At 54.9% G+C, this 26,359-nt stretch carries 27 protein-coding genes and 1 pseudogene; 18 read left to right on the plus strand and 10 right to left on the minus strand.

Going from position 1 to position 26,359, the window contains the following annotated elements; translation table 11 throughout:
• Positions 1-84: 84 nt before the first annotated feature.
• The gene (locus RHH53_RS02200; protein WP_206200871.1) at positions 85-228 is read right to left on the minus strand and encodes a hypothetical protein; all 144 of its coding nucleotides are present in this window, start codon (positions 226-228) and stop codon (positions 85-87) included.
• 149 nt (positions 229-377) lie between these two features.
• On the opposite strand from RHH53_RS02200, the gene RHH53_RS02205 reads away from it, so the two are divergent.
• Entirely contained in the window at positions 378-1,127 is a 750-nt protein-coding gene (locus RHH53_RS02205) for a pseudouridine synthase (RefSeq protein ID WP_206200872.1), read from the plus strand.
• Here RHH53_RS02205 and RHH53_RS02210 read toward each other — a convergent pair.
• The gene (locus tag RHH53_RS02210) at positions 1,097-3,433 is read right to left on the minus strand and encodes a heavy metal translocating P-type ATPase (RefSeq protein WP_302677194.1); all 2,337 of its coding nucleotides are present in this window, start codon (positions 3,431-3,433) and stop codon (positions 1,097-1,099) included. The genes RHH53_RS02205 and RHH53_RS02210 overlap by 31 nt on opposite strands.
• Before the next feature lie 226 nt (positions 3,434-3,659).
• Between RHH53_RS02210 and eno the strand changes: the two genes are divergently transcribed.
• A complete protein-coding gene (gene eno / locus RHH53_RS02215) occupies positions 3,660-4,940 on the plus strand; it encodes a phosphopyruvate hydratase (protein ID WP_206200874.1) in 1,281 nt (426 codons plus the stop codon).
• A gap of 3 nt (positions 4,941-4,943) precedes the next feature.
• Complete coding sequence (gene rsmA / locus RHH53_RS02220; RefSeq protein WP_315862908.1) at positions 4,944-5,738, plus strand: 16S rRNA (adenine(1518)-N(6)/adenine(1519)-N(6))-dimethyltransferase RsmA; 795 nt, start codon at positions 4,944-4,946, stop codon at positions 5,736-5,738.
• Here rsmA and RHH53_RS02225 read toward each other — a convergent pair.
• Genes RHH53_RS02225 through pheT form a run of 3 tightly spaced genes read right to left on the minus strand, consistent with a single transcriptional unit; the run spans position 5,715 to position 10,049 of the window.
• Positions 5,715-6,503, minus strand: a complete 789-nt coding sequence (locus tag RHH53_RS02225; protein ID WP_302678725.1) for an E3 ubiquitin ligase family protein — start codon at positions 6,501-6,503, stop codon at positions 5,715-5,717. The two genes, rsmA and RHH53_RS02225, sit on opposite strands and share 24 nt — an antisense overlap.
• A 60-nt stretch (positions 6,504-6,563) precedes the next feature.
• Positions 6,564-7,574: a biotin synthase BioB gene (gene bioB, locus RHH53_RS02230; protein WP_206200876.1), complete on the minus strand. Its 1,011-nt coding sequence runs from the start codon at positions 7,572-7,574 to the stop codon at positions 6,564-6,566.
• Between the two features lie 9 nt (positions 7,575-7,583).
• Positions 7,584-10,049, minus strand: coding sequence for a phenylalanine--tRNA ligase subunit beta (pheT, locus tag RHH53_RS02235; RefSeq protein ID WP_310744031.1), 2,466 nt, complete (start codon positions 10,047-10,049; stop codon positions 7,584-7,586).
• Positions 10,050-10,550: 501 nt separating this feature from the next.
• On the opposite strand from pheT, the gene RHH53_RS02240 reads away from it, so the two are divergent.
• On the plus strand, positions 10,551-11,216 hold the full coding sequence (locus RHH53_RS02240; RefSeq protein ID WP_310744253.1) for a transposase: 666 nt from the start codon (positions 10,551-10,553) through the stop codon (positions 11,214-11,216).
• 3 nt (positions 11,217-11,219) lie between these two features.
• Here RHH53_RS02240 and RHH53_RS02245 read toward each other — a convergent pair whose 3' ends face one another.
• From RHH53_RS02245 to RHH53_RS02260, 4 genes are all read right to left on the minus strand, one after another.
• A complete protein-coding gene (locus tag RHH53_RS02245; protein ID WP_206200878.1) occupies positions 11,220-11,864 on the minus strand; it encodes a ribonuclease HII in 645 nt (214 codons plus the stop codon).
• A 2-nt stretch (positions 11,865-11,866) separates the two neighbouring features.
• Complete coding sequence (locus RHH53_RS02250; protein WP_206200879.1) at positions 11,867-13,246, minus strand: UDP-glucose/GDP-mannose dehydrogenase family protein; 1,380 nt, start codon at positions 13,244-13,246, stop codon at positions 11,867-11,869.
• 14 nt (positions 13,247-13,260) lie between these two features.
• Entirely contained in the window at positions 13,261-14,217 is a 957-nt protein-coding gene (locus RHH53_RS02255) for a UDP-glucuronic acid decarboxylase family protein (protein WP_149820594.1), read from the minus strand.
• 99 nt (positions 14,218-14,316) lie between these two features.
• Complete coding sequence (locus RHH53_RS02260; RefSeq protein ID WP_310437957.1) at positions 14,317-15,627, minus strand: dihydroorotase; 1,311 nt, start codon at positions 15,625-15,627, stop codon at positions 14,317-14,319.
• 190 nt (positions 15,628-15,817) lie between these two features.
• Between RHH53_RS02260 and nuoH the strand changes: the two genes are divergently transcribed.
• The 11 genes and pseudogenes from nuoH to RHH53_RS02315 all read left to right on the plus strand — a co-directional run bounded on the left by nuoH (position 15,818) and on the right by RHH53_RS02315 (position 23,889).
• The gene (gene nuoH, locus RHH53_RS02265) at positions 15,818-16,936 is read left to right on the plus strand and encodes an NADH-quinone oxidoreductase subunit NuoH (protein WP_206200881.1); all 1,119 of its coding nucleotides are present in this window, start codon (positions 15,818-15,820) and stop codon (positions 16,934-16,936) included.
• A gap of 29 nt (positions 16,937-16,965) precedes the next feature.
• Positions 16,966-17,556: an NAD(P)H-quinone oxidoreductase subunit I gene (ndhI, locus tag RHH53_RS02270; RefSeq protein ID WP_206200882.1), complete on the plus strand. Its 591-nt coding sequence runs from the start codon at positions 16,966-16,968 to the stop codon at positions 17,554-17,556.
• Between the two features lie 11 nt (positions 17,557-17,567).
• Positions 17,568-18,170, plus strand: coding sequence for an NADH-quinone oxidoreductase subunit J (locus tag RHH53_RS02275; RefSeq protein ID WP_206200883.1), 603 nt, complete (start codon positions 17,568-17,570; stop codon positions 18,168-18,170).
• 9 nt (positions 18,171-18,179) lie between these two features.
• Positions 18,180-18,485, plus strand: a complete 306-nt coding sequence (gene nuoK, locus RHH53_RS02280; RefSeq protein WP_011056517.1) for an NADH-quinone oxidoreductase subunit NuoK — start codon at positions 18,180-18,182, stop codon at positions 18,483-18,485.
• A gap of 75 nt (positions 18,486-18,560) precedes the next feature.
• Positions 18,561-19,730: an HhoA/HhoB/HtrA family serine endopeptidase gene (locus RHH53_RS02285; protein ID WP_206200884.1), complete on the plus strand. Its 1,170-nt coding sequence runs from the start codon at positions 18,561-18,563 to the stop codon at positions 19,728-19,730.
• 1 nt (position 19,731) lies between these two features.
• Positions 19,732-20,745: a DUF3326 domain-containing protein gene (locus RHH53_RS02290; RefSeq protein WP_302678731.1), complete on the plus strand. Its 1,014-nt coding sequence runs from the start codon at positions 19,732-19,734 to the stop codon at positions 20,743-20,745.
• Between the two features lie 24 nt (positions 20,746-20,769).
• A pseudogene (locus tag RHH53_RS02295) lies at positions 20,770-21,060 on the plus strand (DUF2887 domain-containing protein); the annotation flags it as partial.
• Positions 21,061-21,063: 3 nt separating this feature from the next.
• Complete coding sequence (locus RHH53_RS02300) at positions 21,064-21,258, plus strand: hypothetical protein (RefSeq protein ID WP_206200887.1); 195 nt, start codon at positions 21,064-21,066, stop codon at positions 21,256-21,258.
• 116 nt (positions 21,259-21,374) lie between these two features.
• The gene (cysH, locus tag RHH53_RS02305) at positions 21,375-22,085 is read left to right on the plus strand and encodes a phosphoadenosine phosphosulfate reductase (protein WP_310744032.1); all 711 of its coding nucleotides are present in this window, start codon (positions 21,375-21,377) and stop codon (positions 22,083-22,085) included.
• Between the two features lie 4 nt (positions 22,086-22,089).
• Entirely contained in the window at positions 22,090-22,977 is an 888-nt protein-coding gene (gene glyQ, locus RHH53_RS02310; protein ID WP_206200889.1) for a glycine--tRNA ligase subunit alpha, read from the plus strand.
• A 24-nt stretch (positions 22,978-23,001) separates the two neighbouring features.
• Positions 23,002-23,889, plus strand: a complete 888-nt coding sequence (locus RHH53_RS02315; RefSeq protein WP_302678733.1) for a polysaccharide deacetylase family protein — start codon at positions 23,002-23,004, stop codon at positions 23,887-23,889.
• Here the strand turns inward: RHH53_RS02315 and RHH53_RS02320 are convergent.
• Positions 23,886-24,392 carry a hypothetical protein gene (locus RHH53_RS02320; RefSeq protein WP_310744033.1) on the minus strand — a complete coding sequence of 169 codons (507 nt, stop codon included), beginning with the start codon at positions 24,390-24,392 and terminating at the stop codon, positions 23,886-23,888. The two genes, RHH53_RS02315 and RHH53_RS02320, sit on opposite strands and share 4 nt — an antisense overlap.
• A gap of 118 nt (positions 24,393-24,510) precedes the next feature.
• Between RHH53_RS02320 and RHH53_RS02325 the strand changes: the two genes are divergently transcribed.
• Genes RHH53_RS02325 through RHH53_RS02335 form a run of 3 tightly spaced genes read left to right on the plus strand, consistent with a single transcriptional unit; the run spans position 24,511 to position 26,324 of the window.
• Positions 24,511-25,116 (plus strand): flavin prenyltransferase UbiX, encoded by a 606-nt coding sequence (locus RHH53_RS02325; protein WP_310744034.1) that lies wholly within the window; start codon positions 24,511-24,513, stop codon positions 25,114-25,116.
• Positions 25,116-25,631, plus strand: coding sequence for a hypothetical protein (locus RHH53_RS02330; protein ID WP_302678736.1), 516 nt, complete (start codon positions 25,116-25,118; stop codon positions 25,629-25,631). The genes RHH53_RS02325 and RHH53_RS02330 overlap by 1 nt, the downstream gene beginning before the upstream one ends.
• A 30-nt stretch (positions 25,632-25,661) precedes the next feature.
• Complete coding sequence (locus RHH53_RS02335; RefSeq protein ID WP_286668649.1) at positions 25,662-26,324, plus strand: SDR family oxidoreductase; 663 nt, start codon at positions 25,662-25,664, stop codon at positions 26,322-26,324.
• Positions 26,325-26,359: the final 35 nt, after the last annotated feature.

Below are 26,359 nucleotides of genomic sequence, written 5' to 3' on the forward strand. Positions count from 1 at the left end.
CCCATTAGAAGGGGGCAACCCTGACGGCTACCCCTAGCTTCAGTATCATTAAGAATAGACAATATCGCTAAAAGCTAAAAGGAACTACTGCCCTGGTGTTTGCGGACTGGGGGACTCGGTTGGCGTTTGGTTATCGGTACCACCGCCGCCACCACCACAGGCAACCAGCGTTGTCGAAAAGCCCACTAAAATTAACCCTAAGGCGGCGAGTTTGTAAAGAAATTTCATAGAACTCCTCACGGCAGATAATTAGGCAAGGATTGGACAGTTCTTTTCTACCAATTCTGCTCGGGGATTGGCAACTCTGTGGCAACGATTGGTCTATAGAGATTTCCCTCAAAAGTGCCACCACATCCTAGAAAGCAACTATACCCCCTATGACAACTGAGCGATTACAAAAAGTCCTTGCCCATTGGGGAGTGGCCTCGCGACGCCATGCAGAAATACTCATCCGCAGTGGTCAGGTCTTCGTGAATGGTCAGCGGGCAAAATTGGGGGACAAAGTGGATCCCACGCGCGATCGCATTGAATACAAAGGACAACCCCTGAACCCACCCCGCCCACCCCAACGGCTCTACCTGCTGCTCCATAAGCCCAAGGGGGTTCTCTGTACCTGTCACGATCCCCAAGGGCGCACCACCGTTTTGGATCTTTTGCCGCCTAGGTATCAGGGTGTGGCCGGTCTTCATCCTGTGGGTCGCTTAGATGCCGACTCTAGCGGTGCCCTGCTGCTCACCAATGATGGGGCGTTTACCTACTATCTCAGTCATCCCCGCCATCACATCCCCAAAACCTACCGCGTTTGGGTGCAGGGACAGCCTACGGAAGGGGTCTTGCAACACTGGCGAAAGGGCGTTCCCTTGGACGGGGTGATGACACTACCCGCAGCCGTTAAGCTCCTGCGCACCGAGGGCGATCGCTCCCTCTTGGAAATCATCCTGCACGAAGGTCGCAACCGCCAGATTCGCCGTGTGGCCGATCAGCTGGGTTATCCTGTTGTTGCCTTGCAACGGATCGCGATCGGCCCAGTTCACCTCGGCAATCTTCGCCCCAGAGCCGTTCGCCCCCTCAGCCGCCGTGAATTGGCCGCCCTTGCTTATCCAGCCAACCGCGAAGGCTCAGCCTGAGAGCCAGTCATTTTGGGTGGAATATGCTGCACCGGATGATCGGGATGGGTGGCTTCCCATTCGGCAAGAAATTCCTGTGTGTCTTTGACGGGCGGTAAGGGCAACGAGCCACCGGGACCTGCCAAGGGGCGCAATCCATTCAACTCCGCTAAGATGGCTGTGCCGTTGTTAATAACCACCGCCAAAATCGGGTCAAGGGCAAAGAAGACCCCCGACAGCAGCGCACCAATATTAGGAATGGCCACGATCGCTGTATTTTGCCAGACAATTTCCATCGCCTGCTTGGCAATCCGAATCGCAAGGGTCAATCCCCGCAAGTCATCCTCCATGAGCACCACATCGGCGGTTTCACGGGCAATATCGGTTGCCCCGGCAAAGGAAATAGAGACATCGGCATAGGCAAGAGCGGCAGAGTCATTGATACCATCGCCACAGAAAGCCACGACTTTACCGCTGTCATGGAGGGCACGCACCACCTCCACTTTCTTTTCCGGGAAGGCTTCGGCGTAGATATGCTCAGGGGCAATGCCTAAGTCTTTGGCCACCGCACGGGCAACGCGGCCAATGTCACCCGTCAGCATATGGGGAGTAATGCCTGCCCCCTTGAGTTCACGGATGACTTCAGGACTTTCATTGCGGATTGGGTCACTGTAGAGAATCACCCCAATCAAACGCCCATCCCCGGCCACATAGACAATTGACGCCCGCCCAGAATCGAGATCGGGGAAACGTTCATTGAGATCAATCAGGCAAATGTTTTCCTGCTCCATCATGCGGCGGCTGCCCACCCGCAGATCCACACCCCGCACTTTTGTGGCCACACCGAGGCCAACGCGGTATTCCCAGTCTTCACAGTCAAAGAGGGGCTGATGGGTTTCGCGAGCATGGCGGACAATGGCTTCAGCCACAGGGTGGGTGAGTCCCTGCTCGGCACTAGCGGCCATACTGAGAATGTCATCGGCACTGAAGCGCGGATCCATGACTTTAATATCCGTCACGCCAGCATGACCTTGGGTCAGGGTGCCCGTTTTATCAAAGACAATCGTGTCAATTTGCGCCAGTTTTTCAATCGCCCGGCCACTGCGAATGAGAACGCCATGTTGGGCTGCATAGGTGAGCGCCGACAAAATCGTGGTAGGCACCGAGACGCGAATCCCTGTACCGAGGTCAAGGGTCAGCAGGGCGATCGCCCGATTGAGATCCCCTGAGAGTAAGCCAACACCTGTGCCAATGGCCAAGGTTGGAATGACGGCTTGGTTGGCCACCATGGCAGCATAGTTTTCAATGCGCGTGTCATGCACCGGTGCCGACTGCATTAAGTTCACAATCACACCTGCACGGGTATTGTTGCCTACTCGCTCCGCTAAGATCACCAGTTGCCCCTCGACCAGCAGCGTTGACGCAAAAACCTCCATTCCCTCGCTGCGCGTTACCGGCACCGATTCACCCGTGAGTTTGCACTGATCAATGAGACCTGTACCCCGCAGGATGATGCCGTCAACGGGAATTTGATCCCCTGGATAGACAACCACGCGATCGCCCTCGACAAGGTCTTTCACTTCAACTTCAACCTCAACCCCGTCCCGTTCCACAAAGGCGGTTTTGCCGAGGCAATCCAGCAAATCAAGGTTGGCGCGCTCCGATCCCCGTGCCGTGAGGTCGCGGATCACTTCCCCCCCCTCAATCAGACCCAGCATAAAGGAGGGGGCAAAATAGTGCCCTTGCATGGTGTGGAGGGAAATTGCCAAGCCATCGAGGAAGTCAATCGTTAACTGTTTCTCCTCTTGAATCGCTTCCCATGCTCGCCGAAACACCGGCATTGCCCCGGCAATCACCACACTGGCAATCACATAGCCGGGAATCGGTACCCCCATCAGGGAGGCCACACTCAACCCCAAGCCCAGAGCCGGTAAGCCCAAGCGTTCCCAATAGTTAATTTCGTGAGCTTCCGCCGCAGGGGTGGCCTTCTCAGTACTTAGGGCGGGAAGATCTGGATTGGCCGCCACTTGAATCGACTCAAAAATTTGCCCTTGAATCGTTGCTAGGGCTTCCCCAAAGAGCTTGGGATTATATTCCACCACCAGGGAGCGGGCAGGGGGGTTAATGCGTGCCGTTGTCACCGCGGGTAAACTGCCCACAATGTAGAGCAGCCGTGCCCCATATTCAGCATCAAAGCCCAGTCGCGGAATGCGAATCCGAAAGCGACCCCTAATCCAATGCACAACTTGATAGTGAACGGTCTCTGTGGTGATAGGGTGGGTGAGTACTTCAGACTGCGGGGAACGACTTCGGGCAATAGTGGTCATAATGGATTCCTACGAATGGTCGGGCAAGTGAAGCTGGCTAAAAGTCTTAGTAATCGTTTTCCCCCAATTGTGGATGATAGACACCAAAATTGAGTCAAATTAAACCAGTCTCAGACAAGAAAGGCAATGCAATACAGGACACTTTATAGCTTAGGTCATCCTTAAGCCATTTCAGTTTTATCGGGCATCTATCGTACAATCTAGCTGCATATTGAGGAACAAGCAGATGATGGATACGGCGATCGCAACGATTCGTGCCCGCGAAATTTTGGACTCGCGGGGGCGCCCCACGGTAGAAGCAGAAGTTGAACTGGATTGTGGCATTGTTGGACTGGCGCAGGTTCCTAGTGGTGCCTCAACGGGGAGTTTTGAAGCCCATGAACTGCGGGACGGCGATCCCAAGCGCTATGGTGGCAAAGGTGTCCTCACAGCGGTGGAAAACATTGAAACCACGATTCTCAGTGCCCTTGTGGATCTCAACGCCCTTGATCAGACAGTGATTGACCAGTGCCTCTTGGAACTGGATGGCAGTGAGAACAAATCCAACCTTGGCGCCAATGCCATTCTTGCGGTTTCCCTTGCCACGGCCAAAGCAGCCGCAGAATATCTCGGTCAACCCCTCTACCGCTATTTGGGGGGGCCTCTGGCCAATGTCCTCCCCGTGCCGATGATGAATGTGATCAACGGGGGTGCCCATGCCGCCAACAACATTGACTTTCAGGAATTCATGATCATGCCCATTGGTGCCCCTAGTTTTCGGGAGGGACTGCGCTGGGGGGCAGAGGTTTTTGCCGCTCTGAGTAAAGTGCTAGCTGATAAGGGGTTACTGACCGGGGTGGGGGATGAAGGGGGCTTTGCGCCTAACCTCGACTCCAACCAAGCGGCCTTGGATATTTTACTTCAGGCGATTGAAACCGCAGGTTACACCCCCGGCACTGACGTTGCCCTTGCCCTCGATGTCGCCGCCAATGAATTTTATGAAGACGGCAAATATGTGTTTGATAATGCCAGCCGCACTGGCTCTGAGTTAATTCGCTACTATGAAGAATTGGTGAGCAACTATCCCATTGTCTCGATTGAGGACGGCTTGCAGGAGGAGGACTGGGATCACTGGGCACTCTTGACCGAAACCCTTGGCAGTCGTATTCAACTCGTGGGGGATGACTTGTTTGTCACCAATCCCAAACGCTTACAACGGGGGATTGACAATGGCGTGGCCAATGCCATCTTGATTAAACTCAATCAGATTGGTTCCTTGACAGAAACGCTGCAAACCATTGATCTGGCGACTCGCAAGGGCTACCGCTCGGTGATTAGCCACCGCTCTGGCGAAACCGAAGATACCACGATTGCGGATTTGGCTGTAGCTACCCGTGCGGGTCAAATTAAAACCGGTTCCCTCTGCCGCAGTGAACGGGTTGCCAAGTACAATCGCCTGTTACGCATTGAAGCGGAACTAGGGGATCAGGCAGTCTATGCGCCCACGGTGGGCTTGGGGCCGCGCTAGGTGATTCGTGCCCGCAAACGGTTTGGCCAGCATTGGCTGCGTAGTGAATCGGTTTTAGCTCAGATCATTGCAGCGGCTGAACTGCACGCGGGCGATCGCATCCTAGAAATTGGTCCCGGTCGGGGTGCCCTCACTCGCCCTCTTCTAGCCAGTGGTGCTGAGGTGGTGGCCGTTGAACTGGATCGGAATCTGTGCAGTAAGTTGCGGCAGCGGTTCAGCGGGGATCGATTTCAGTTGATTGAGGGGGATATTCTCAAGGTTGATTTAGCCCCCTTGAACTGCCACAAAGTGGTGGCCAATATCCCCTACAACATCACAGGGCCGTTACTGGGGCATCTGCTTGGCAGTATTGCCCGACCGCGTCGCCCGGCCTTTGAGCGGTTGATTCTACTGGTGCAAAAAGAAATTGGCGATCGCCTGATGGCCACCCCCGGTAGCAAGGCCTACGGTGCCCTCTCCGTACGGGTGCAATTTCTGGCCACCTGTGAGCCGGTCTGTGCAGTGCCCCCCCGCGCCTTTCAGCCGCCGCCTAAGGTGGATTCTGTGGTGATCTGTCTGCGACCCCACGCGACACTGCCAAGGGTGCGATCGCCCCAATGGTTAGAAACGTTGCTGAAACAGGGGTTTGCCACTCGCCGTAAGATGCTGGCCAATGCCCTCAAGTCCCTTGTCGAACCCGATCAAGTGCGCCAAGCGCTGCTTCAGTTGGGGCGAGATGTCAATAGCCGCGCCGAAGCCCTTAGCTTGGAAGACTGGCTAGCCCTCAGTGAACTCCTACAGCAGCCCCACCAAGATTAACAAAATCCCCAACCCACCACATGCGGCAGCGCCAATGGTTGAATAGAGTACGGCATTACTGGTGTCTTGACTCAGGCTGTCTTCTGATTTCAGGGAGACAAAGAACTTTTGTCCCTTGACGGTGGGACGTTCAATGCGTAGCGTGCCCGTTTGATCACTGGCGGTGCCCACGACCAACACCTGCCGATCCACTGGCGTGATCCATTCCTGATAGCGATAACCAATGGTATTGCCACTGCCAAAGGTGAGGCTGCCCACGTTTACTTGGAAGCTGCCAAAGCCAAGGCGGGCAGTGTTATTGGCGGGTCGAAATTCATCGAGGACTTGGACTGTTTCCATATCAGCCCCCCGCGGATCCACTTCAATCTCGCCGTAGCGATCGCGCACGCGGAAGGGAATGGTTTGGCTATTGCTGCTAATCGTGTCGGAGCGGCGTTCAGTGCGCCAGCGGGTGCGGCCTTCGCTATCGGTTTCGCGCACCTGTTCTTCATACTCGCGGCTGACACACATGCGGTAATGGACGCAGGGCACCTGCTTTAACTCCGAGATCAGGGGCTGATCGACAACAATCTGACCAGAGACCTTCACATATTCCCGTAGGTTGCCACCGCCAATTTCCTGCGCCACCTGCTGTTGGAGCTGATGGAGATCCGCCGTGGTGGATGGCGTGGCTAGCTTAAGACTACGCAGCTTCAGGCGATAGTGGCGCTGTACAAAAAAGAGGGCAATCGCCGCAATTAGCAAAAGGCCACCAAAAATGCCCATCGGAGACTCCGCAACAGTAGCGCCGCCAATCCCTAGTTTAGCGATGGGTAGCCCATTATGTTATGGGGCGATCGCCCGCCCTTCGGGGTCTTCAAGAACAAAGCCAGCATCGGCAATCATTTGCCAGTCTTGGTGGGGGGCTTGGCCGGGGGTCGTTAGATAATCGCCGACAAAAATGGAGTTGGCAGCATAGAGGCCAAGGGGTTGCAGCGATCGCAGGTGTACTTCGCGGCCACCGGCAATGCGAATCTCCTGACGCGGCAATAATAGGCGAAACAGCACCAAGATGCGTAAACAGTGGCGCGGATTGAGGTTGTGCTGTGTCCCAAGGGGTGTCCCCGGAATGGGAATCAGAAAATTCACTGGTACACTGGTCACCTGACGCTGCCGCAGGGAAAGGGCAAGATCAATGACATCGTCATCGGATTCCCCCATACCCAAAATGCCGCCAGAGCAAGTTGTAATTCCAGCGGCTTGGATATTGGCCAAGGTCTGGTCGCGATCGCTAAAGGTGTGAGTGGTGCAAATTTCGCCGTGGAAGTTTTCCGAGGTATTTAGGTTGTGATTGACGCGATCGACGCCTGCTGCCGCTAGCCGTGCCGTTTGCTCAGCGGTGAGTAAGCCCAAGCAGGCACAGATTTTCAGGGGATAGCGCTCCTTAACTGCCCGAATAGCAGCAAGTACCTGCTCAAAGACCTTCTCATTGGGCGATCGCCCGGAAATGACCATGCAAAAGGTACCAGCCTTGAGTTGGGCAGCGCGATCGGCCGCAGCAAGAATTTTTTCCTGCGAGAGCAGGGGATACTTTTCAATCTCAGCCGTGGAGATTTTTGATTGTGAGCAGTAGTGGCAATCCTCTGGACAGAGACCACTTTGGGCATTGAGCAGATAGTGCAGCCGTACCCGATTCCCCCAGTAGTGGTAGCGCACCCGATAGGCCGCCGCCAGTTGATTCAGGAGTTCAGTATCCGCGGCTTGTAACACCGCCCGCGCTTGATCGCGGCTGAGGCATTCATCGGCAAGGGCTAAATCGGCAAGGTGCTGCCAATCGGTCGTCAATACTGTGTTCATGGTTTTTTCTTAGCTACGGAGGGTCACGGCGTATTTTTCCACAAGGCTGTCGCGAATGCGCTGATGTAATTCATTCACCTCGGCCTCGGTGAGGGTGCGATCGCTGGCGCGGTAGGTGAGGCGAAAGGCCAAACTGCGCTGCCCTTCGGGAACACCAGTGCCACTGTACTCATCAAAAACCTCGACACTCTCAAGGAGGGAGTCGCGCCCGCCTGCAGCTTTCCAAATGGTGCGGCTGAGTTCTGCCACAGTGAGATCCACCGGCGCAAAAAAGGCGAGGTCGCGATCGCTGGCGGGATAAGTTGAAAAGGGCTGAAAGATAATCTGGCGATAGCGTTCCTCAAGGCGGCTCAGGAATACCTCCAGATCCAGTTCAAAGACATACACCGCCGCCGGCAGGTCGAGGGTCGCCGCATACTGCGGGTGTAACTGGCCAAAAATACCGAGCCGTTCTCCATTCAAACAAAGGGCCGCCGTCCGCCCCGGATGCAAGCGTTCGTCTTGGCGATCGCTCTGATATTCCACATGCAAACCAAACCGCTGAAAGACACTCTCGAGAATCCCCTTAGCTTCATACCATGTGAGGGGTTGGGCTTGCTGTGAGCGGCGTACCCATTTCCCCTGCCACGGATCGCCACCGATGATGCCCCCAAGGCGATCGCTTTCCCAGAGACCCTCTTCATCTTGACCAAAAACACGGCCAATTTCAAAACCATTGAGGGGCGGATTCCCCTGTTCTTGGTTGTAGCGGAAGGCTTGGACGAGACCCGTAATTAGATCCGTACGCAGCGAGGAAAACTCCGCCACTAGCGGATTCACGACGGTCACTTGGTTGGGCTGACCACCTTTTACCCAAGAATAGTGCATCAATTCCGTCAGACCCGCCCCGCGAAAGGCCGCCCGTAGCTCCCGCAGTAGGGTGAGTTCCAGCGGTAGTGCTCCCAATTCCGATTGAGCGGGCAAGGTTTCCTCAAAGCGGTCGTAACCGTAGAGCCGCGCAATCTCCTCAATCAGATCCACCTCTCGCTCAATATCCCGGAAGCGGTAAGGGGGCACCGTCACCGACCACACCACTAACTCGTCCTCAAAGGTTTCTTGACGGCTGAGGTGAAAGCCAAGACGGCTGAGTAGCTCTTCAACGGTCTCTGCGTCCAAATAGGCGACTTCCTCGCTCTCCGCTTCGTCAGCAACCACGGCCCCCAACAGCCGGTGCACTTGTTCCAGCCGCAGGGTGAGGGTGCGCTCAAGGGGCGGACGCTGATCCGCTAGTGTAGTGTAGGTCACTGTCCCTTGAGCCACTTCAGTCAATAGGGCGATCGCTTCAGCGGTGGCCGCCTCTAGTTCTGCGGGGTTCACCCCCCGTTCATAGCGAGCCGAAGCTTCCGTGCGTAATCCTTGGGCGCGAGCCGATCGCCGAATCACTGGACTGGCAAAGAGTGCCGCCTCAAGGAAGACATTCTGCGTACCCTCGTAAACTTCAGTCTCTTCGCCCCCCATTACTCCGGCAAGGGCAACGGGCACATCCCCGGCGGTAATCAGGAGATTGTCGGCACTCAGCACCCGCTGCTCACCATCGAGGGTTTTCAGGGTTTCCCCGGCCTTGGCAAAACGCACGCCGACACTCACTGGGGTTTGGGTAGCAACCCCTTGCAACCGATCCCAATCAAAGGCATGGAGGGGCTGACCCCACTTCAGCAGGATGTAGTTGGTGATATCCACCACATTATTGATGGCACGCAAACCGGCAGCCTCTAAGCATTGCTGGAGCCAATGGGGCGAAGGGGCAATCTGGACATTGGTGATCAGTGTGCCACAGTAGGCAGGGCAGGCTTGGGAGTCGGCGATCGCCAGCTGTACAGGTACCTTAGCACGGGACTTTTTGGGGGCGATCGCCTTTGGGGCGGGTAGCGTCAGGGGAGCACCAGTAAGTGCGGCCACTTCACGGGCAATGCCTACCATACTCAGGGCATCCGCACGGTTGGCAGTTGAGGTCAGGTGCAAAATCACATCATCCAAGCCGAGGAGAGGACGTACATCTTCCCCGACGGTTACTGCATCAGCGAATGTGTGAATGCCCTCAGACGCTTTGGTTAGCCCCAACTCAGCAAGGGAGCAAATCATCCCCTCAGATTTCACGCCCCGCAGTTTTGCCGGTCGAATTTTCAGATCAATTTTGGCCAGATATGCCCCCGGTAGTGCCACAGGTACATACAAGCCTGCGGCGGCATTGGGTGCCCCACAGACAATCGTGCGGGGTTCCCCTTGACCCACATCCACTTGGCAGACCCGTAATTTTTGGGCATTGGGATGGGGTTCACAGGCCAAAATATGACCCACCACAACCCCTTCCGCCCATGTGCGCCGATCTTCAATTTCTTCGACTTCAAACCCCGCCATCGTCAGGCGATCGGCCAAAGTCATCACATCGAGATCAACAGCCACTAATTCCCGTAGCCACCGAAGGGAAACCCGCATGGAATCCTCAACAAAACGTCATACTTTGCCATTCTTCTTCAGCCTACCAAAATTCGCCGCAGTGCTCCGCCTATACCGCAAAGCGGTTAGGTGGTAGTGAGGTGATAGGCGACCATAGGGAGCAGTCACTCAATCTCAGCTTGTTGCTGGATATATTGAGCTAGCACCGAACATCGGGCGCGACTAATAGCTATAGTCCACTCATGCTCACCCTGACGTACGAGTACAGGCTAAAACTAACCCAGCAGCAGGCTAAGCAGATCGACTACGATCTAGACGTGTGTCGCCAAGTTTGAAATGATGCGCTGAGGGAGCGCAAAGACTAGATTGCTTCGCGCAAATGTCCAGTCAATGCCTGCTCTGTGCCTAGCGAGTACATCATCCCAGCGGATGCCCCCTACCCCAGCTTCAACGTGCAGTGTCAACGATTCACCCAAGCAAAGCAGACCAACCCTGATTTAGCGTCGGTTAACGCCCAAGCATCAGCAAGTCTTGAAGCGGGTGGTTGGCCTCGATGTTGGCCTAGAATACTTTCTCTCCACCTCGGACGGACTTCAACTAGCACGGCCTAGGTTTTTCGTAGAGATGCAACGCAAGCTTCAATTGCTGCAACGCAGACTGAAGCGGAAACAGATTGGGTCAGCCAACTGGAAGAAGATTCAACGCAAGGTGGCGAAGCTGCATGAACAGATTGCCCGCACCCGCAGGGACTGTCACTTCAAGGTTGCCCACCAACTTTGCGACGGGGCTGATGTGATTGTGGTGGAGGATTTGAATCTGATTGGCCTCAGTCGTGGGACGCTGGGCAAGCACATGCTGGATGCGGGTCATGGGCCATTCCTGAACTCGGTGTTGCCTTGGGTGGCCTGCAAGCGTGGCAAGGTGGTTGTCAAGGAGAAAGCAGCGGGCACCTCTCAAGAGTGTCCCAACTGTGGCGAAGCAGTCCGCAAAACGCTATCAATCCGTTGGCATGAGTGCCCCTGTGGCTGTTCAATGCCTAGGGATATTGCCGCTGCATTCGTGTTGCGGAATCGATTGATAGGCGGTGGGGCGCACCGTCTTGAAAATGCCCCTGGAGAGGTTCTGGCGGGGATGACTTTCGGGTCATCTAGTCAAGACTCTGTGAACGGGGAATCTCCTGCTATACGCCTAGCGTTAGCGGGATGAGCGTCAATGTCCTGTGATGGCATTACACAAGTGTAAGTCGGTATGAAGCAAGGATTTCAAGAACGATCGCCGATGCCAAGGGGTCAGGCCGTACTGATCAAGGGCTTGACGGTGTTGGGGGGTGCCGTAGCCCACATTGCGTTCCCAGCCATACTGGGGATAACGCCGAGCTAAGCGTGCCATGAAGCGATCGCGCCGTACCTTGGCAATAATCGAGGCACAGGCAATACTATAGCTGTGGCGATCGCCCCCGATAATGGCCGTTACCTTTTCAAAGGGCGCTGTTTTTGTTAATTTGCCGTCAATCAGGGCATGATCCCAAGGGGCAACCCGCGCTAGGGCACGCGCCATGGCTCGATAGGTGGCTTGCAGGATATTCACCTGATCAATTTCCGCCACACTGGCACTACCAATGCCAATGGCAATCGCTTGGTTATAAATCTGCCCAAAGAGGCGCGATCGCTGGCGGGCACTCAACTGTTTGGAGTCGCGCACCTCTGGAAGAGGCACACAGTCTACTGGTAAAATTACGGCTGCTGCCACCACTGGCCCCGCCAAACAACCCCGACCCACCTCATCCACACCGACCACGCGACAATAGCCCTGTTGCCAGTAGGCTTGCTCATAGATCAGGCTGGGCGGTTCCATGCTTAATGGCCAATCCCCACATAGCGGAAGCCGAGTGACTCTAGCCCCTTGCGATCCAAGAAGTTGCGGCCATCAATGATCACGGGTTGGTGCATCACCTTGGCCAGTTCCCCATAATCCACCTCTTGGAACTGTGGCCAGTCGGTCACCAGCACCAAAGCATCACAGCCATCGGCAAGGTGCAGCAGATCCGTTTCCACAATCACATGGGAGAGACCCGATCGCAGACCCGACTGGGACACGAGGGGGTCATAGGCCTTGACCTTGGCACCCAAGCGATACAGTTCCTCGATCAAATTCAGGGCAGGGGCATCCCGCAGATCATCGGTGTTGGGCTTAAACGTTAACCCCAAAAGGCCAATGGTTTTACCTTTGAGGATTTTTAGCACCTGTTGTAGTTTTTCAATGACAATAAAGCGTTGCCGCTGGTTGACTTGAACGGCTGCTTTGAGCAACTGGGCATCGTAGCCGTAGTCTTCCGCCGTGTGGATGAGCGCCGAAACATCCTTGGGAAAACAGGAACCACCCCAGCCCAAGCCCGCTTGCAGAAATTTCTCGCCAATGCGGGAATCTAGGCCAATCCCCTTGGCCACTTGAACCACATCCGCCCCCACGCGATCGCAAATATTGGCAATTTCGTTGATAAAGCTGATTTTAGTGGCCAAAAAAGCATTGGCAGCGTACTTAATCATTTCCGCCGAACTGAGATCCGTCACCAACACCGGCACGGGGGGCAAGGTGGGATCAGCCGCATACTTACGTTCAATGATCGGCGCATAGAGTTCCTGCATGATTTGAATCGCTTTGCGGCTACTACTACCCAAGACAATGCGATCGGGATTAAACGTGTCATAGACCGCTGAACCTTCCCGCAGAAATTCAGGGTTGCTGACCACATCAAAATCCAACGGCGGATGGGTCGCCCCCCCTTTAATGGCATCCGCTAGATCCGGTTCGCGCTCCACCACACCATCGAGAATAATCATTCGCACCCAGTCTCCTGAGCCAATCGGCACTGTGGATTTGTTGACAATGACTTTGTACCCCAAATGCAAATGGGCACCAATACCGCGGGCAACCGCTTCCACATAGCGGGTATCGGTTTCACCATTGGGTAAGGCGGGTGTACCGACGGCGATAAAGAGCACGTCACCAAACTCCACCCCAGCGCCAAGATCACTACTGAAGCGAATGTGGCCACTGGCAATGCACCCACGGAGTAACTCCGTCAGACCGGGTTCATAAATGGGGGATTCCCCCTGTTGCAGCAGCTTAACTTTATCAATGTTGTTGTCAATGCAAATCACCTCATGGCCGATATGTGCCAAGCACACTCCCGTCACCAAGCCCACATAACCGGTGCCAATCACACATACCCGCATTCCCTGTGGCCTCCCTAAACTTCCACCATCATAGGCGTATAGGGCACGCCTAGTCGCTCGGCAAAGTCAGGAATTGTGCGCTGTAATCCCTCGAGGAGGGGGACGGTCGGTTGCCAGCCCAACACCGTGCGAGCAAGGGTAATGTCAGGACGACGGCGCTGGGGGTCATCACTGGGCAGGGGCTTAAACTGAATTTCCACCCCCGGATTAATCAGGGCTTGGATTTTTTGGGCTAGCTCCAGCACGGTGTATTCATCAGGGTTGCCCAGATTCACAGGGCCAATGTGATCGCTATTCATCAGCCGAATTAACCCTTCCACCAAGTCGCTGACATAGCAAAAACTGCGGGTTTGGGAGCCGTCGCCATAAACGGTGAGGGGAATGCCCTGCAAGGCTTGAACAATAAAATTGCTGACTACGCGGCCATCGTTGACTTGCATTTTGGGGCCATAGGTATTAAAAATCCGTGCCACCCGCACATCCACATTGTTTTGGCGGTGGTAGTCAAAGGTGAGGGTCTCTGCCACCCGCTTGCCTTCGTCGTAACAGGAGCGGATACCAATGGGGTTGACATTCCCCCAGTAGGACTCAGATTGGGGATGCACCAGCGGGTCACCATAGACTTCTGAGGTGGAAGCAAGGAGAAACCGTGCCTTTACACGTTTGGCCAACCCCAGCATGTGGAGGGTGCCCATGACATTGGTTTTAATCGTTTTGACGGGGTTGTACTGGTAGTGAACTGGCGAGGCGGGGCAAGCCAAGTGATAGATTTGATCCACCTCAAGGCGAATCGGATCGGTGACATCATGGCGGATCAGTTCAAAATTGGGGTGACCCATCCAGCGCAGAATGTTGCGCTTTGTACCAGTGAAGTAGTTATCTAAGCAAATGACCTCATGACCCGCTTCCATCAGCCGATCAACTAGATGGGAACCAATAAACCCAGCACCGCCAGTAACCAGAATACGCATTGTGTTGCCTAAATAGAGTTACGCTATTCCTTTGCCTCAGATTAGCACGAGTTCATAGGAACCCAGTAATGTCTCATTCCAGTTCGCGATCGCTCCCCGTTAGCTGCCAAATTGAAGGGGGCGGCCACGCACGTCGGTATTCACCCGCCCTTGGCTAAAAACAATCTCACCATTGACAAAGGTGTAAACTGGCCACCCCGTCAATGACCAGCCCTCAAAGGGACTCCAGCCGCACTTGGTGAGCAGTTCCCCGCGGCGCACTGGGCGATAGGTCTGCAAATCCACGAGCACCAGATCCGCATCGTAACCGGGGGCAATTTTGCCTTTATTGGGAATGTCGTAGGACGCAGCAACGGCAGTGGACATCCAACGCACCACTTGGGGCACCGTACAGCGACCGGCCATTGCTTGGGTCAACATCAGGGGCAAAGAGGTTTCCACCCCCGGCATACCCGAAGGGCTTTGGGGATAGGGCTGCGCCTTTTCCTCTAGGGTGTGGGGAGCATGATCGGTGGCAATAAAGTCAATCACCCCATCCAATAGTCCCTGCCAGAGTTTTTCATTATCTCCTGCGGTGCGTAGGGGCGGGTTCATTTGGGCAAGGGAGCCAATGTTGGCATAGGCCTCTGTGGTCAGCAATAGGTGCTGGGGGGTAACTTCCACCGTTATCCAAGGAAGCTTGTGCTCGCGCAGAAAGTCCACTTCAATTCCTGTAGACAGATGGAGAATGTGCAGGCGGCGTTCGTATTTACGGGAGAGCTTCACTGCTAACTGGGTGGCGTTGAGGGCAGCAATCTCGTCTTGAATTTGCGAGTGTACGGCCACATCGCTAATGCCAGCAAATTGTTCGCGACGGGCACGGATTCGCCCTTGATCTTCGGCATGGACAGCAATGAGGCGTTTGCCCTCACTAAAGATACGGTCTAAAATTGGCTCCTCATCCACCAAAAGGGGGCCGTGCATTGACCCCATGAAAATCTTGATGCCACAGACGGGCTGGACGCTGTTGAGGACGGCAAGATTCTCCTTAGTGGCGCCAATGAAAAAGCCATAATTAACAACACATTTGGCAGCAGCACGGGCGAGTTTATCGTCGAGGCTGGCCTGATCAATGGTCAGTGGCCGAGTATTGGGCATTTCCAAAAAGCTGGTGACCCCCCCCTTGGCACAGGCACAACTGGCAGTAAATAGATCCTCTTTGTGCTCTAAGCCCGGTTCACGAAAATGGACTTGGGGGTCGATCACACCGGGCAGGAGAGTGAGACCAGTCGCATCAATAACCGTATCCTCTGGGTGGATGGTGACAGTTTCTGCGACTTCGGTGATGCGATCGCCCTCAAGGCGTACCTGTTGTTGTCGCAGTTCTCCCTCTGGGGTACAAATCACCGCATTTTGGATTGCGATCGCCACCCTGTTCTCCTGCAAAATTGGCTCTCTCCCTTGATCCTACTGGCATCTGAGACCCAAAGACACGAGGTGTAAACTATAAACATCTGTAATACTTGTGGTGATAAAAATTTGCCCCAGATCTATCTTCGTAACGGAAATAAAACCCTTATACTGTAGAGCGTGTCTGTAGGTGGGGCGCGATCGAATCGCTATGGAATCTGGTATTGACTTACAGGGGCAGTTTATTCGTGCATTGGAATCCCTTGGCCTCTCCCATGATCTGGCCAAGTTGCTATGGTTACCCCTGCCAATGTTAATGATGCTCATTGTGGCCACCGTGGGCGTACTGGTGGCCGTTTGGCTAGAACGTAAAATTTCTGCCGCTGTGCAACAGCGTATTGGCCCGGAATACATTGGTCCATTGGGGATTTTGGCACCCTTAGCCGACGGCCTAAAACTGATTTTTAAGGAAGATGTTCTCCCCGCGAATACCGATCGCTGGCTGTTTACCCTTGGGCCGGCGGTGGTCGTGATTCCTGTCTTTTTGTCCTATATTATTGTCCCCTTTGGCCAAAACCTACTGATCTCCAACTTGGCGATGGGGGTCTTTCTCTGGATTGCCCTCTCCAGTATTGCGCCCATTGGCCTGCTGATGTCGGGCTATGCCTCCAACAACAAATACTCCCTACTGGGGGGACTGCGGGCAGCGGCACAATCCATTAGCTATGAAATTCCCCTTGCCTTGGCGGTGTTGGCAGTGGCCATGATGTCCAATGGCTTGGGTACGGTGGAAATTGTCGAGCAGCAGTCGGAGTATGGCATCCTCACTTGGAATGTCTGGCGGCAGCCCATCGGCTTTTTGATCTTTTGGATTGCAGCTCTGGCAGAGTGTGAGCGCCTCCCCTTTGATTTGCCGGAAGCCGAGGAAGAACTCGTGGCTGGTTACCAAACAGAGTACGCTGGCATGAAGTTTGCCCTCTTTTACCTCGGTGCCTACGTTAATCTTGTGCTTTCGGCACTCTTGGTCAGTGTTCTTTACTTTGGGGGTTGGAGCTTTCCCATTCCCCTAGAAACCATTGCTAATCTTCTTGGGGTGAGTGAGAGCAATCCCTTTTTGCAGATTGCCTTTGCGGTGCTGGGCATCACGATGACCCTGATTAAGGCCTACTTCTTTGTCTTTTTGGCGATTCTGCTGCGCTGGACTGTGCCCCGTGTGCGCATTGACCAACTCCTAGACCTTGGTTGGAAATTCCTATTACCCGTGGGTCTAGTGAACTTGCTGCTGACCGCTGGCTTGAAGCTCGCCTTTCCCGTAGCCTTTGGCGGTTAAGAAACTCCCCATTTCCATGAGGTGACACCATGAAATTCCTCCATCAGATTACCAACTATGCCAAAGAGGCAGTGCAGTCCGCTAAGTACATTGGTCAAGGCCTCTCCGTGACCTTTGATCACATGCGGCGGCGGCCGGTGACGGTGCAATATCCCTACGAAAAACTCATTCCGTCGGAACGGTTTCGGGGACGGATTCACTTTGAGTTTGACAAGTGCATTGCCTGTGAAGTGTGCGTGCGCGTCTGCCCGATTAACCTGCCGGTGGTGGATTGGGTCTTCAACAAAGAGATCAAGAAGAAAGAACTGAAGCACTACAGCATTGACTTTGGTGTGTGCATCTTCTGTGCCAACTGTGTGGAATACTGCCCCACCAATTGCCTTTCAGTAACAGAGGAGTACGAACTGGCCACCTACGATCGCCATGAGCTGAACTACGACAGTGTGGCAATGGGACGCATTCCCTATAAAGTGACCCAAGATCCGATGGTGACCCCGATCCGCGAGTTTGCCTACCTGCCGGCGGGGGTAATGTCTGGTCATGATTTGCCTGCGGGTACCCAACGGGCGGGAGAGCGTCCAGAGGCGATCGCCAACACTGCTGAATCATCTGAGAACTAGGAGTTGTTGCTGTGGACTTAGCCACCCTGACCCAAACGATTACCTTCTTTGCCCTTGCCGCTGCAGTGATTGTTGCTGCCCTTGGCGTTGTGCTCCTGAACAATGTTGTCTATTCTGCCTTCTTGCTGGGGGGCGTGTTCCTGAGCATCTCTGGGCTGTATATCCTCATGAATGCTGACTTTGTCTCAGCGGCGCAAATTCTCATCTATGTCGGCGCGGTGAACGTTCTCATCCTCTTTGCCATCATGCTCGTCAATAAGCGTGAGGCCTATACCCCAGTGCCGGGGCGTTGGCTGCGTCAGGGGGGTGCCGCAGTAGTCTCCCTTGGCGTCTTTGCCCTGCTGACAAAAATGATTTTGCAAACTCCTTGGCAGCTCAGTTCCCTGCCGCCCACGACTGACAGTATCACAACCATTGGCCAGCACTTTTTTAGTGACTTTCTTCTGCCCTTTGAGTTGGCCTCGGTCTTGCTGTTAATGGCCTTGATTGGGGCAGTGGTGCTTGCACGGCGCGAACTGGTCTTGGAACCTGAACCCATCTTAGGGGAAGAGGTGGTACCCCCCTTGGAGTTGCCGGAACGTCCCCGTGAACCTGTAGCCTTGTCTGAAAAATAGGGGAAGACGATGCAGTTAACCTATGTTTTGATCTTGGCAGCACTGCTGTTTTGTATTGGCATCTATGGCCTTGTCACCAGTCGCAATGCTGTGCGTGTGCTCATGTCCATTGAGTTGCTTTTGAATGCTGTCAACCTCAACTTGATTGGGTTTGCCAACTATCTGGATGGCCAGCAAATCAAAGGGCAAGTCTTTGCCGTGTTTGTGATTACGGTAGCAGCCGCCGAAGCAGCCGTGGGTTTAGCCATTATTTTGGCCATCTATCGCAACCGTGACACTGTTGACATGGAGAAATTCAACCTCCTGAAGTGGTAGACTAGAAGTCGGAACTTGCTTCCCTCAATTGCCGTCTACTTTCAAGAACCAGTGTCAGCAAAAGGGCAATCACCTATGACAGTGCGTCTTGGTAAATCGGTCACTTATCTGTCGTTAATGGCATTGGGGGCAGCCGCTGCAATGTTTGCCACCCACCTAATGCCAGCGTCATCGCCCTTGGTGACCCCCAGCTTGGCGCAGTTACCGGCACCGCTACCAGCGGGAAATGACATTAACTTTATTGCCCGTGCTGTTGAGCAAGTCGGCCCGGCGGTGGTGCGGATTGATGCTTCCCGTACGGTGCAGACCCGTGTGCCCGCCATCTTTAATGACCCTTTCTTTCAGGAATTTTTTGGGCCAATGATGCCCCCCCGCAGCCGCGAGGAGCGGGGTCTTGGGTCTGGCTTTATCATTAGCAGTGATGGCTTGATCCTCACCAATGCCCATGTGGTGGATGGTGCTAACCGGGTGCGAGTAACCCTCAAGGATGGCCGCACGTTTGAGGGGCAGGTTTTGGGTCAAGACCGTCTGACGGATGTGGCCGTAGTCAAGGTGAATGCCAACAATTTACCGGTGGTGCGCCTTGGCAATTCTGATCATTTACGTCCCGGTGAGTGGGCGATCGCCATCGGCAATCCCTTGGGTCTCGATAATACGGTGACTGCGGGCATCATTAGTGCGACGGGACGTTCCAGCGGTGATATTGGCGTGCCCGATAAGCGGGTGGGCTTCATTCAAACCGATGCGGCCATTAACCCTGGCAACTCTGGTGGCCCCCTGTTGAATCAACGGGGAGAAGTCATTGGCATGAATACCGCGATTATTGGTGGTGCCCAGGGCTTGGGATTTGCCATTCCCATCAACACGGCTCAACGAATTGCCAACCAACTGATTGCCAACGGTCGCGTCGATCACCCCTTCTTGGGTATTCGCATGGCCAATCTCACCCCTGAGGTGCAGCAACGTCTCAACGCTAATCCCAATAGTCCCGTCCGCGTCCAAGAAAGTTCGGGGGTTTTGATTTTTCAAGTCCTGCCTAACTCGCCAGCCGCCCGCGCGGGTCTGCAACCCGGCGATGTGATCCGTCGTATCAATGGCCAAAACATCACCAAAGCGGATCAAGTGCAGCAAATGGTGGAAAGCACAGGCATTGGTCGCACCATGGAACTGGAAGTGCGCCGTAGGGGTCAAACGGTGACCGTGGCCGTGCAGCCGGCTCCCCTCCCTACCCAGGCTAGTCGCTGACGTGCTGACGGCCGTTCTGATCATTCCAACGGGCATTGGGGCTGCCATTGGTGGCTATGCGGGTGATGCGATTCCAGTTGTTCGTGCTTTGGCGCAGGTGTGCGATCGCCTGATTACCCATCCTAACGTTCTCAATGGGGCGATGCTCTATTGGCCACTGCCCAATGTTTGGTATGTGGAAGGCTATGCCCTTGATGAATTTGCGGTTGGCCGTTGGGGATTGCTGCCACCGCGTCCAAATCGCATTGGCCTGTTACTGGATGCAGCGATTGAAGCGGATCTCCAACTGCGCCATCGTCAAGCAGCGGCGGCCTGTTCTGCCACCTTGGGTCTAATGATGACTGAACCTGTGATTACAGATGAACCCTTGGGCGTGCAGTTGCAAACCGCTGCCTCGGGGGCAACCTGGGGGACTCTGGCGAACCCCGCTAGTTTATTGCGGGCGGCAGAAAAGCTGATTCAAGTGGCTCAGGCAGAGGCGATCGCAATTGTGACCCGCTTTCCGGATGATCCGGGCACAGACGCATTGCACCACTATCGCAGTGGCCAAGGTGTCGATCCCCTCGCCGGGGCAGAAGCGGTGATTAGTCATTTGGTTGTCCAGCACTTTCAGCTTCCGGCAGCCCATGCCCCCGCCCTGCAACCATTGCCCCTAGAGGAGACTGTGCACCCCCGTGCCCTTGCCGAAGAAATTGGTTATACCTTTTTGCCGTCCGTGTTGGTGGGGTTGAGTCGTGCTCCCCGCTATAGCCCGACTGCCCCGCAGGCGCTGTGGCGACAGGAGGTGAATGCGGTGATTGTACCCGCCACTGCCCTTGGTGGACGGGGAATTCTGGCCTTGGCTCAACAGGGCGTCCCCATCCTAACGGTGACTAACAATACCACAACCCTCAATGTTACAGCTGTCGATTTGGGGATAGAGACAATCCCTTGCCAGTCCTATGCCGAGGCCATTGGCGTGTTGAGTGCGATGAAGGCGGGCGTGTCTTGGCAAACGGTTACACTGGCAACCTGAAAAAATTTTTGCTTCTATCCCCATCGTCAAGTGGAACAGGTGTCCTTTGAACCCTATGAGGTGTTGGTGAATAGTCATCACCTGCATCGGGTCTATCTGAATGAATTGGAGTCACTTGAGACATTGCCATTGAGCCTAGCGCTGATGCAACTCACTGTGTTACCCGAAGCAAAAATGCCGACAGCAGCACGGTTGTTGGCAGAGCGAACTCGCACAGAGGCAGTGCCAAGGCCAAAAGTCATAATAGAGTTATATGGCTATTCCAATCACTGGAACGGTGGTCGGGGTGCCCCTGCTGGACAAGTGATGCTCTGAAATGTGGAAACGCGGCAAGTGGTGGGCACATGGCCTGCACGGCTGGAAAATCGCTACTATTGGGTCGTGCAACCCGAAATTGTGGTAGCGCCGGGGCGGTATGCAGTGTTGACCTCCAGCCCGCAAACGTGGTCTTATAATGCGACTTCCAAAAATGCTGGCATGACTTGGATTGAAGGGTACCCAATGCCTCGCTAGTGTCAAAGTTGGAGAAATTGTTGGCAGGGGGGCGATCGCGAGTCGCAGGGCGGGGCTTTAGACCCAATTCTTTGGTAAGCTAAAGAATGCTTTCTAAAACCGTGCTAAAACCTCCTATGGCTGCATCCGTAAGCTTTGACCTCGATGCCCTGAACCAACGCTTTGAGGGGGCACATCCCCGTGAAATTCTAGCGTGGGCAGTGGCTGAAATTCCCCAAGGGCTGGTGCAGACCAGTGCCTTTAATGTCGATGACATGATGATTACGGATTTGCTCTACCGTGATCTACGCCCCAATCCGCCGGTGCCTGTTCTCTTTTTGGATACGCTGCATCACTTTCCAGAAACCCTTGAATTTGTGCAGCAGGCCAAGGAAAAATATGGTCTGGATTTGCGCACCTACAAAACCCCCGATGTGAACAGTCGTGAGGCCTTTGCTGCTCGCTATGGCGACAAGCTTTGGGAAACCAATGTTGAGCAGTTTCACCATCTCACTAAAATTGAACCACTGCAACGGGGCTTAGCAGAACTCAATACGGTGGCTTGGATTACGGGACGGCGTCGGGATCAGGCGGTTACCCGCGCCAATATGCCCTACGTGGAACTGGACAAGCAGGGTCGTCTGAAAATTAATCCCCTCGCTGCTTGGACACGCAAACAAACATGGGCCTACGTGATGGAGCACGGAGTAATTTACAATCCCCTCCACGATCGCGGCTATGCCAGCATTGGCGATGAACCCCTCACTACCCCTGTAGCCGAAGGGGAAGACGAACGGGCAGGTCGCTGGCGTGGCATGGGCAAAACCGAGTGCGGCATCCACATCTAAGCCCATGTACTTTCAGGACGTTATTGCCACACTGCACCAGTTTTGGGCGGCTCAGGGATGCCTGATTGCCCAGCCCTATGACGTGGAAAAGGGCGCCGGTACCAAAAGCCCCCATACCTTTTTGCGTGCCCTCGGCCCTGAGCCTTGGGCAGTGGCCTATGTCGAACCCTGTCGCCGACCCGGAGATGGCCGCTATGGCGAGAATCCCAACCGCTATCAGTACTACTACCAGTACCAAGTGCTGATTAAGCCGTCCCCTGAGAATATCCAAGAGATCTATTTGGAGTCGCTACGCGCCCTTGGCATTCGCCCCCAAGAGCATGACATTCGCTTTGTTGAAGACAACTGGGAGGATGCGGCCGTTGGCGCGTGGGGTGTGGGCTGGGAGGTCTGGCTCGATGGTATGGAGGTGACGCAGTTTACCTATTTCCAGCAGTGTGGTGGCTTAGATTGTCGGCCGGTGTCCATTGAGATTACCTATGGCTTGGAACGGTTGACCATGTACCTCCAGGAGGTGGATGCGATCGCCAGTATCCGCTGGAACCCCACGCTCACCTATGGCGATGTCCATTTGCAAGGGGAAATTGAACAGTCCACCTACAACTTCGAGGCCTCAGATCCGGAACGATTGTTCACCCTTTTTAGTCTCTACCAGCAGGAGGCGGAGCAGCTTCTAGAAAAGCAGTTGGTACTACCCAGCTTGGATTATGTGCTCAAGTGTTCCCACACCTTTAACTTGCTGGATGCCCGTGGTGTGATTTCGGTGGCAGAGCGCACTCGCTACATTGGTCGCATTCGGGGCTTGGCACGGCGGGTCGCCCAAACCTATGTGCAACAACGGGAAGCCTTGGGATTTCCACTGCTAAAGGAGCCAACGCCGATCGCCCCCTAAGTCACCATCGCTCAAGGAGTATCCATGGGACGGCAGTGGTACCTGTCGGTGGTCTTGGCCTTGTTTGCAGCATCGGCAACGCTAGCAGCGGATGTGCCACGCTTTCTCAGTCCTAGCAAGTTTTGGGGGCAGTTGGTCTCTCAAGTCAAACCCTTGAAGCCCGAAAAAGTGGTGGCGCTGACCTTTGATGATGGCCCTTGGGGAACCTCAACCCGCCAAGTGCTGCGAATTCTCAAGGAGGAGGAGGTCAAAGCCACATTTTTTGTGATTGGTAAGCACGCCCTCATGTACCCCGATATCATTGCTGACATTGTCAAAGCCGGTCATGCCGTTGGCAACCATAGTTGGAGTCATCCCTATCAGCCCGTTGGTCCTGAAGTCGCCAAGCAAGAAATTGAAAACACCTCTGCGCTCATTGCCAAGCAAAGCCAAGCGCAAACGCGCCTGTTTCGGCCACCGGGGGGCAATCTGACCACGGGGCTAGTGGATTATGCCAAGTCGAAAAACTACGCCATCATCCTGTGGTCGGTGGATACCCACGACACCCGCCCCAACACCACAGCAGCGGACATTGTTGAGCGCACCCTCAAGGAAGTGAAACCGGGTAGTATTATTTTGCTTCACGATGGCGGCGGCGATCGCGCCACTACCCGCAAAGCTCTCCCCACGCTGATTCGTCGCCTGCGGCAAAAAGGTTATCGCTTTGTCACTGTGCCGGAACTGCTGCAACTGGCAGTTAAAGCCCCCACGCCGAAGCCTGAACCAACACCAACACCTCCGCCTCCACCGACAATCACACCAACACCCACCCCTGAGCCAACTGCCACCCCGAAACCCAGTCCTGAGCCGATACCTACCCCTCCCGTCCCCAGTGAACCGCAATTGGAGACGCCACGCATGCCCCCTAACTAAGGCTCTAGGGGAAATTCACTAATCTGTGGCGTCGAGGTACCATTGAGGGTTTCCCCCAGTTGATGGAGGGGTTCATAGACCGGTTCTAAACTGGCTTGGGTGTGGGCGATCGCCCGCAGGAGTTCAGCCGTGAGATATTCCAAGGGATGGGGAGGGGGCGGTTGGCGGCGGCGGTATTTGGGGGTGGGCACAAACTCACTGGCTACGGCCTGAAGCTGGTAGGCCAATGCTTTCACCTTGGCAAGGTAGGTCAGGGTTTCCTTAAGGTGCTGGGTAATTTGCTGGTGTTGGGCTTGCAGTTGTTGCCACTGTTCGGGGGCGATCGCACCCGCTGCTGGTTTGAGATCGAGGGGAGTCAAATCCTGAAACAGTGCTTCTATATCTGGGGTTTCACTACTCACGAGTCCCTCCAACAAGGCCGCATCAAATAACTCCCCGAGCACTTCGGGAGAGACGGCTGCCCACTCACTGGGGGAAGAAAATGCAGGGTCAGGCGCTGTCATGGGCATTTACCAAGTCGCGTTGGGCGGGATTGCAGTGCATCAAAAGGGGACGGTTGCCCTAACTTTGTTAACCTTATAACGGTTTTGTTTGGTGATCGCGGTTGTGACCTCCTCTTCTTTGCCAATTGTTTTGGGTGTAACGGGTGCATCGGGTCTCATTTACGCAGTGCGTGCCATTAAATTTCTATTACAGGCGGACTATCCTATTCAATTAGTGGCATCAAAGGCCGTGCACCAGGTGTGGCAAGCAGAATATGGCCTCACCCTGCCGATTCAGCCCGAGAAGCAGGAACTGTTTTGGCGCCAACAAGCCCAAGTCTGGACGGGATCCCTCACCTGTCACCGACCCACGGATGTGGCAGCGGCGATCGCCAGCGGTTCCTTTCGCACCTTGGGCATGGTGATTCTGCCCTGTAGTATGAGTACGGTCGCTAAGTTGGCGGCAGGACTGAGTTCGGATCTCCTAGAGCGGGTGGCCGATGTCCACCTCAAGGAACACCGTCCGTTGGTGCTGGTGCCCCGCGAAACGCCTTTTAGTCTCATTCATCTGCAAAACCTCACCCAATTGGCAATGGCCGGGGCGCGAATTGTACCCGCCATCCCTGCATGGTATCACCGGCCGCAGACCATTGAGGATCTAGTGGATTTTGTCATCGCCCGTGCCCTTGATCAGTTAGGGTTAGATTGTGTGCCGCTGCAACGTTGGCAAGGACCCCTTTCCTAATGCGCGCTTGGATTTATCTGGGGGCGATCGCCCTGCTCAGTACACTGGTCGTCCAAAATTGGCAGCCGCTGGTCTCGCTGCGCTTTTTGGGACAGCAAACTCCGGCGCTCCCCCTTGCCGCTTGGCTTGTGGTGGCAGCCCTCTCAGGAATCGTGGCGGGGCAGTGTTTACTCTGGCTAACCGCAGAAGCGCCAGTAGCGCGGCCAACCCCGCGATCGCAACCCCCTGAACCAGAACTGGATGCCTCGATGCGTCCGCCGGAGGATGAACCAGAGATCGATACCAGCGATGTGGAGGATTGGTTTAGCGAGCCTGAGCCAGCCCCCCGCGAACCAGAGATTCAAGATCGCCCCCGCACGACCTACTCGTACCAATATCGCCCTTCCCGCAAAACCACCGCCAAAGCCCCGCCACCCCCAGAAGAGGTTGTGGATGCCGAATACCGCATTCTGACGCCGCCACCCCCCAAGGACGCTCCCCCAGAGGATGAAGAAGACTGGGATATTCCCCTATGATCAAAGGCGTTGCCATCGGAGGAACAGCTTGTGAAAGTTGCCGTGGTTGGTGCCACAGGTCGCACGGGTCATCGCATTGTGAGTGCCCTACAAGCGTCTGAGCATCAGGCGATCGCTGTTGTGCGCAATCCCGCCAAAGCCCAAGGGCGCTGGCCAACGGTAGAGATTCGCACCGCTGATGTGACCCAGCCGCAGACGCTACCCCCAGCGCTCAAAGAGTGTGAAGCAGTCATCTGTGCCACGGGAGCCAGCCCCAGCCTCAACCCCTTGGAACCCCTAAGTGTGGATTATCTGGGCACCAAGAATCTGGTGGATGCCGCCAAAGCTGCCCATGTGCAGCAGTTTATTCTCGTCTCGTCGCTGTGTGTCTCGCAATTTTTCCATCCCCTGAATCTTTTTTGGCTGATTTTGTATTGGAAGCAGCAGGCAGAACGTTATCTCCAAGAAAGCGGTCTAACTTACACGATTGTGCGGCCGGGGGGTCTGAAGGAAACCGATGACGGTGGCTTTCCGATCATTGCCCCAGCAGATACCCTCTTTGAGGGGAGTATCGCGCGATCGCGGGTGGCGGAAATCTGTGTGGCAGCCTTGGGCGAGCCGAGTGCCTACAACAAAATTTTTGAGGTGGTCAGCCGTCCTGATCAAACCCCAGCCGCCTATCCAGAGTTATTCCGCTCAATTGCGGCAGTGTGAGGATCAGTTGGTGCGGTTTTCCCGTTGGTTGCTGG

Origin of the sequence: Thermosynechococcus sp. PKX82 (assembly GCF_031583255.1) — a bacterium.
In the GTDB taxonomy this organism is placed as follows: domain Bacteria; phylum Cyanobacteriota; class Cyanobacteriia; order Thermosynechococcales; family Thermosynechococcaceae; genus Thermosynechococcus.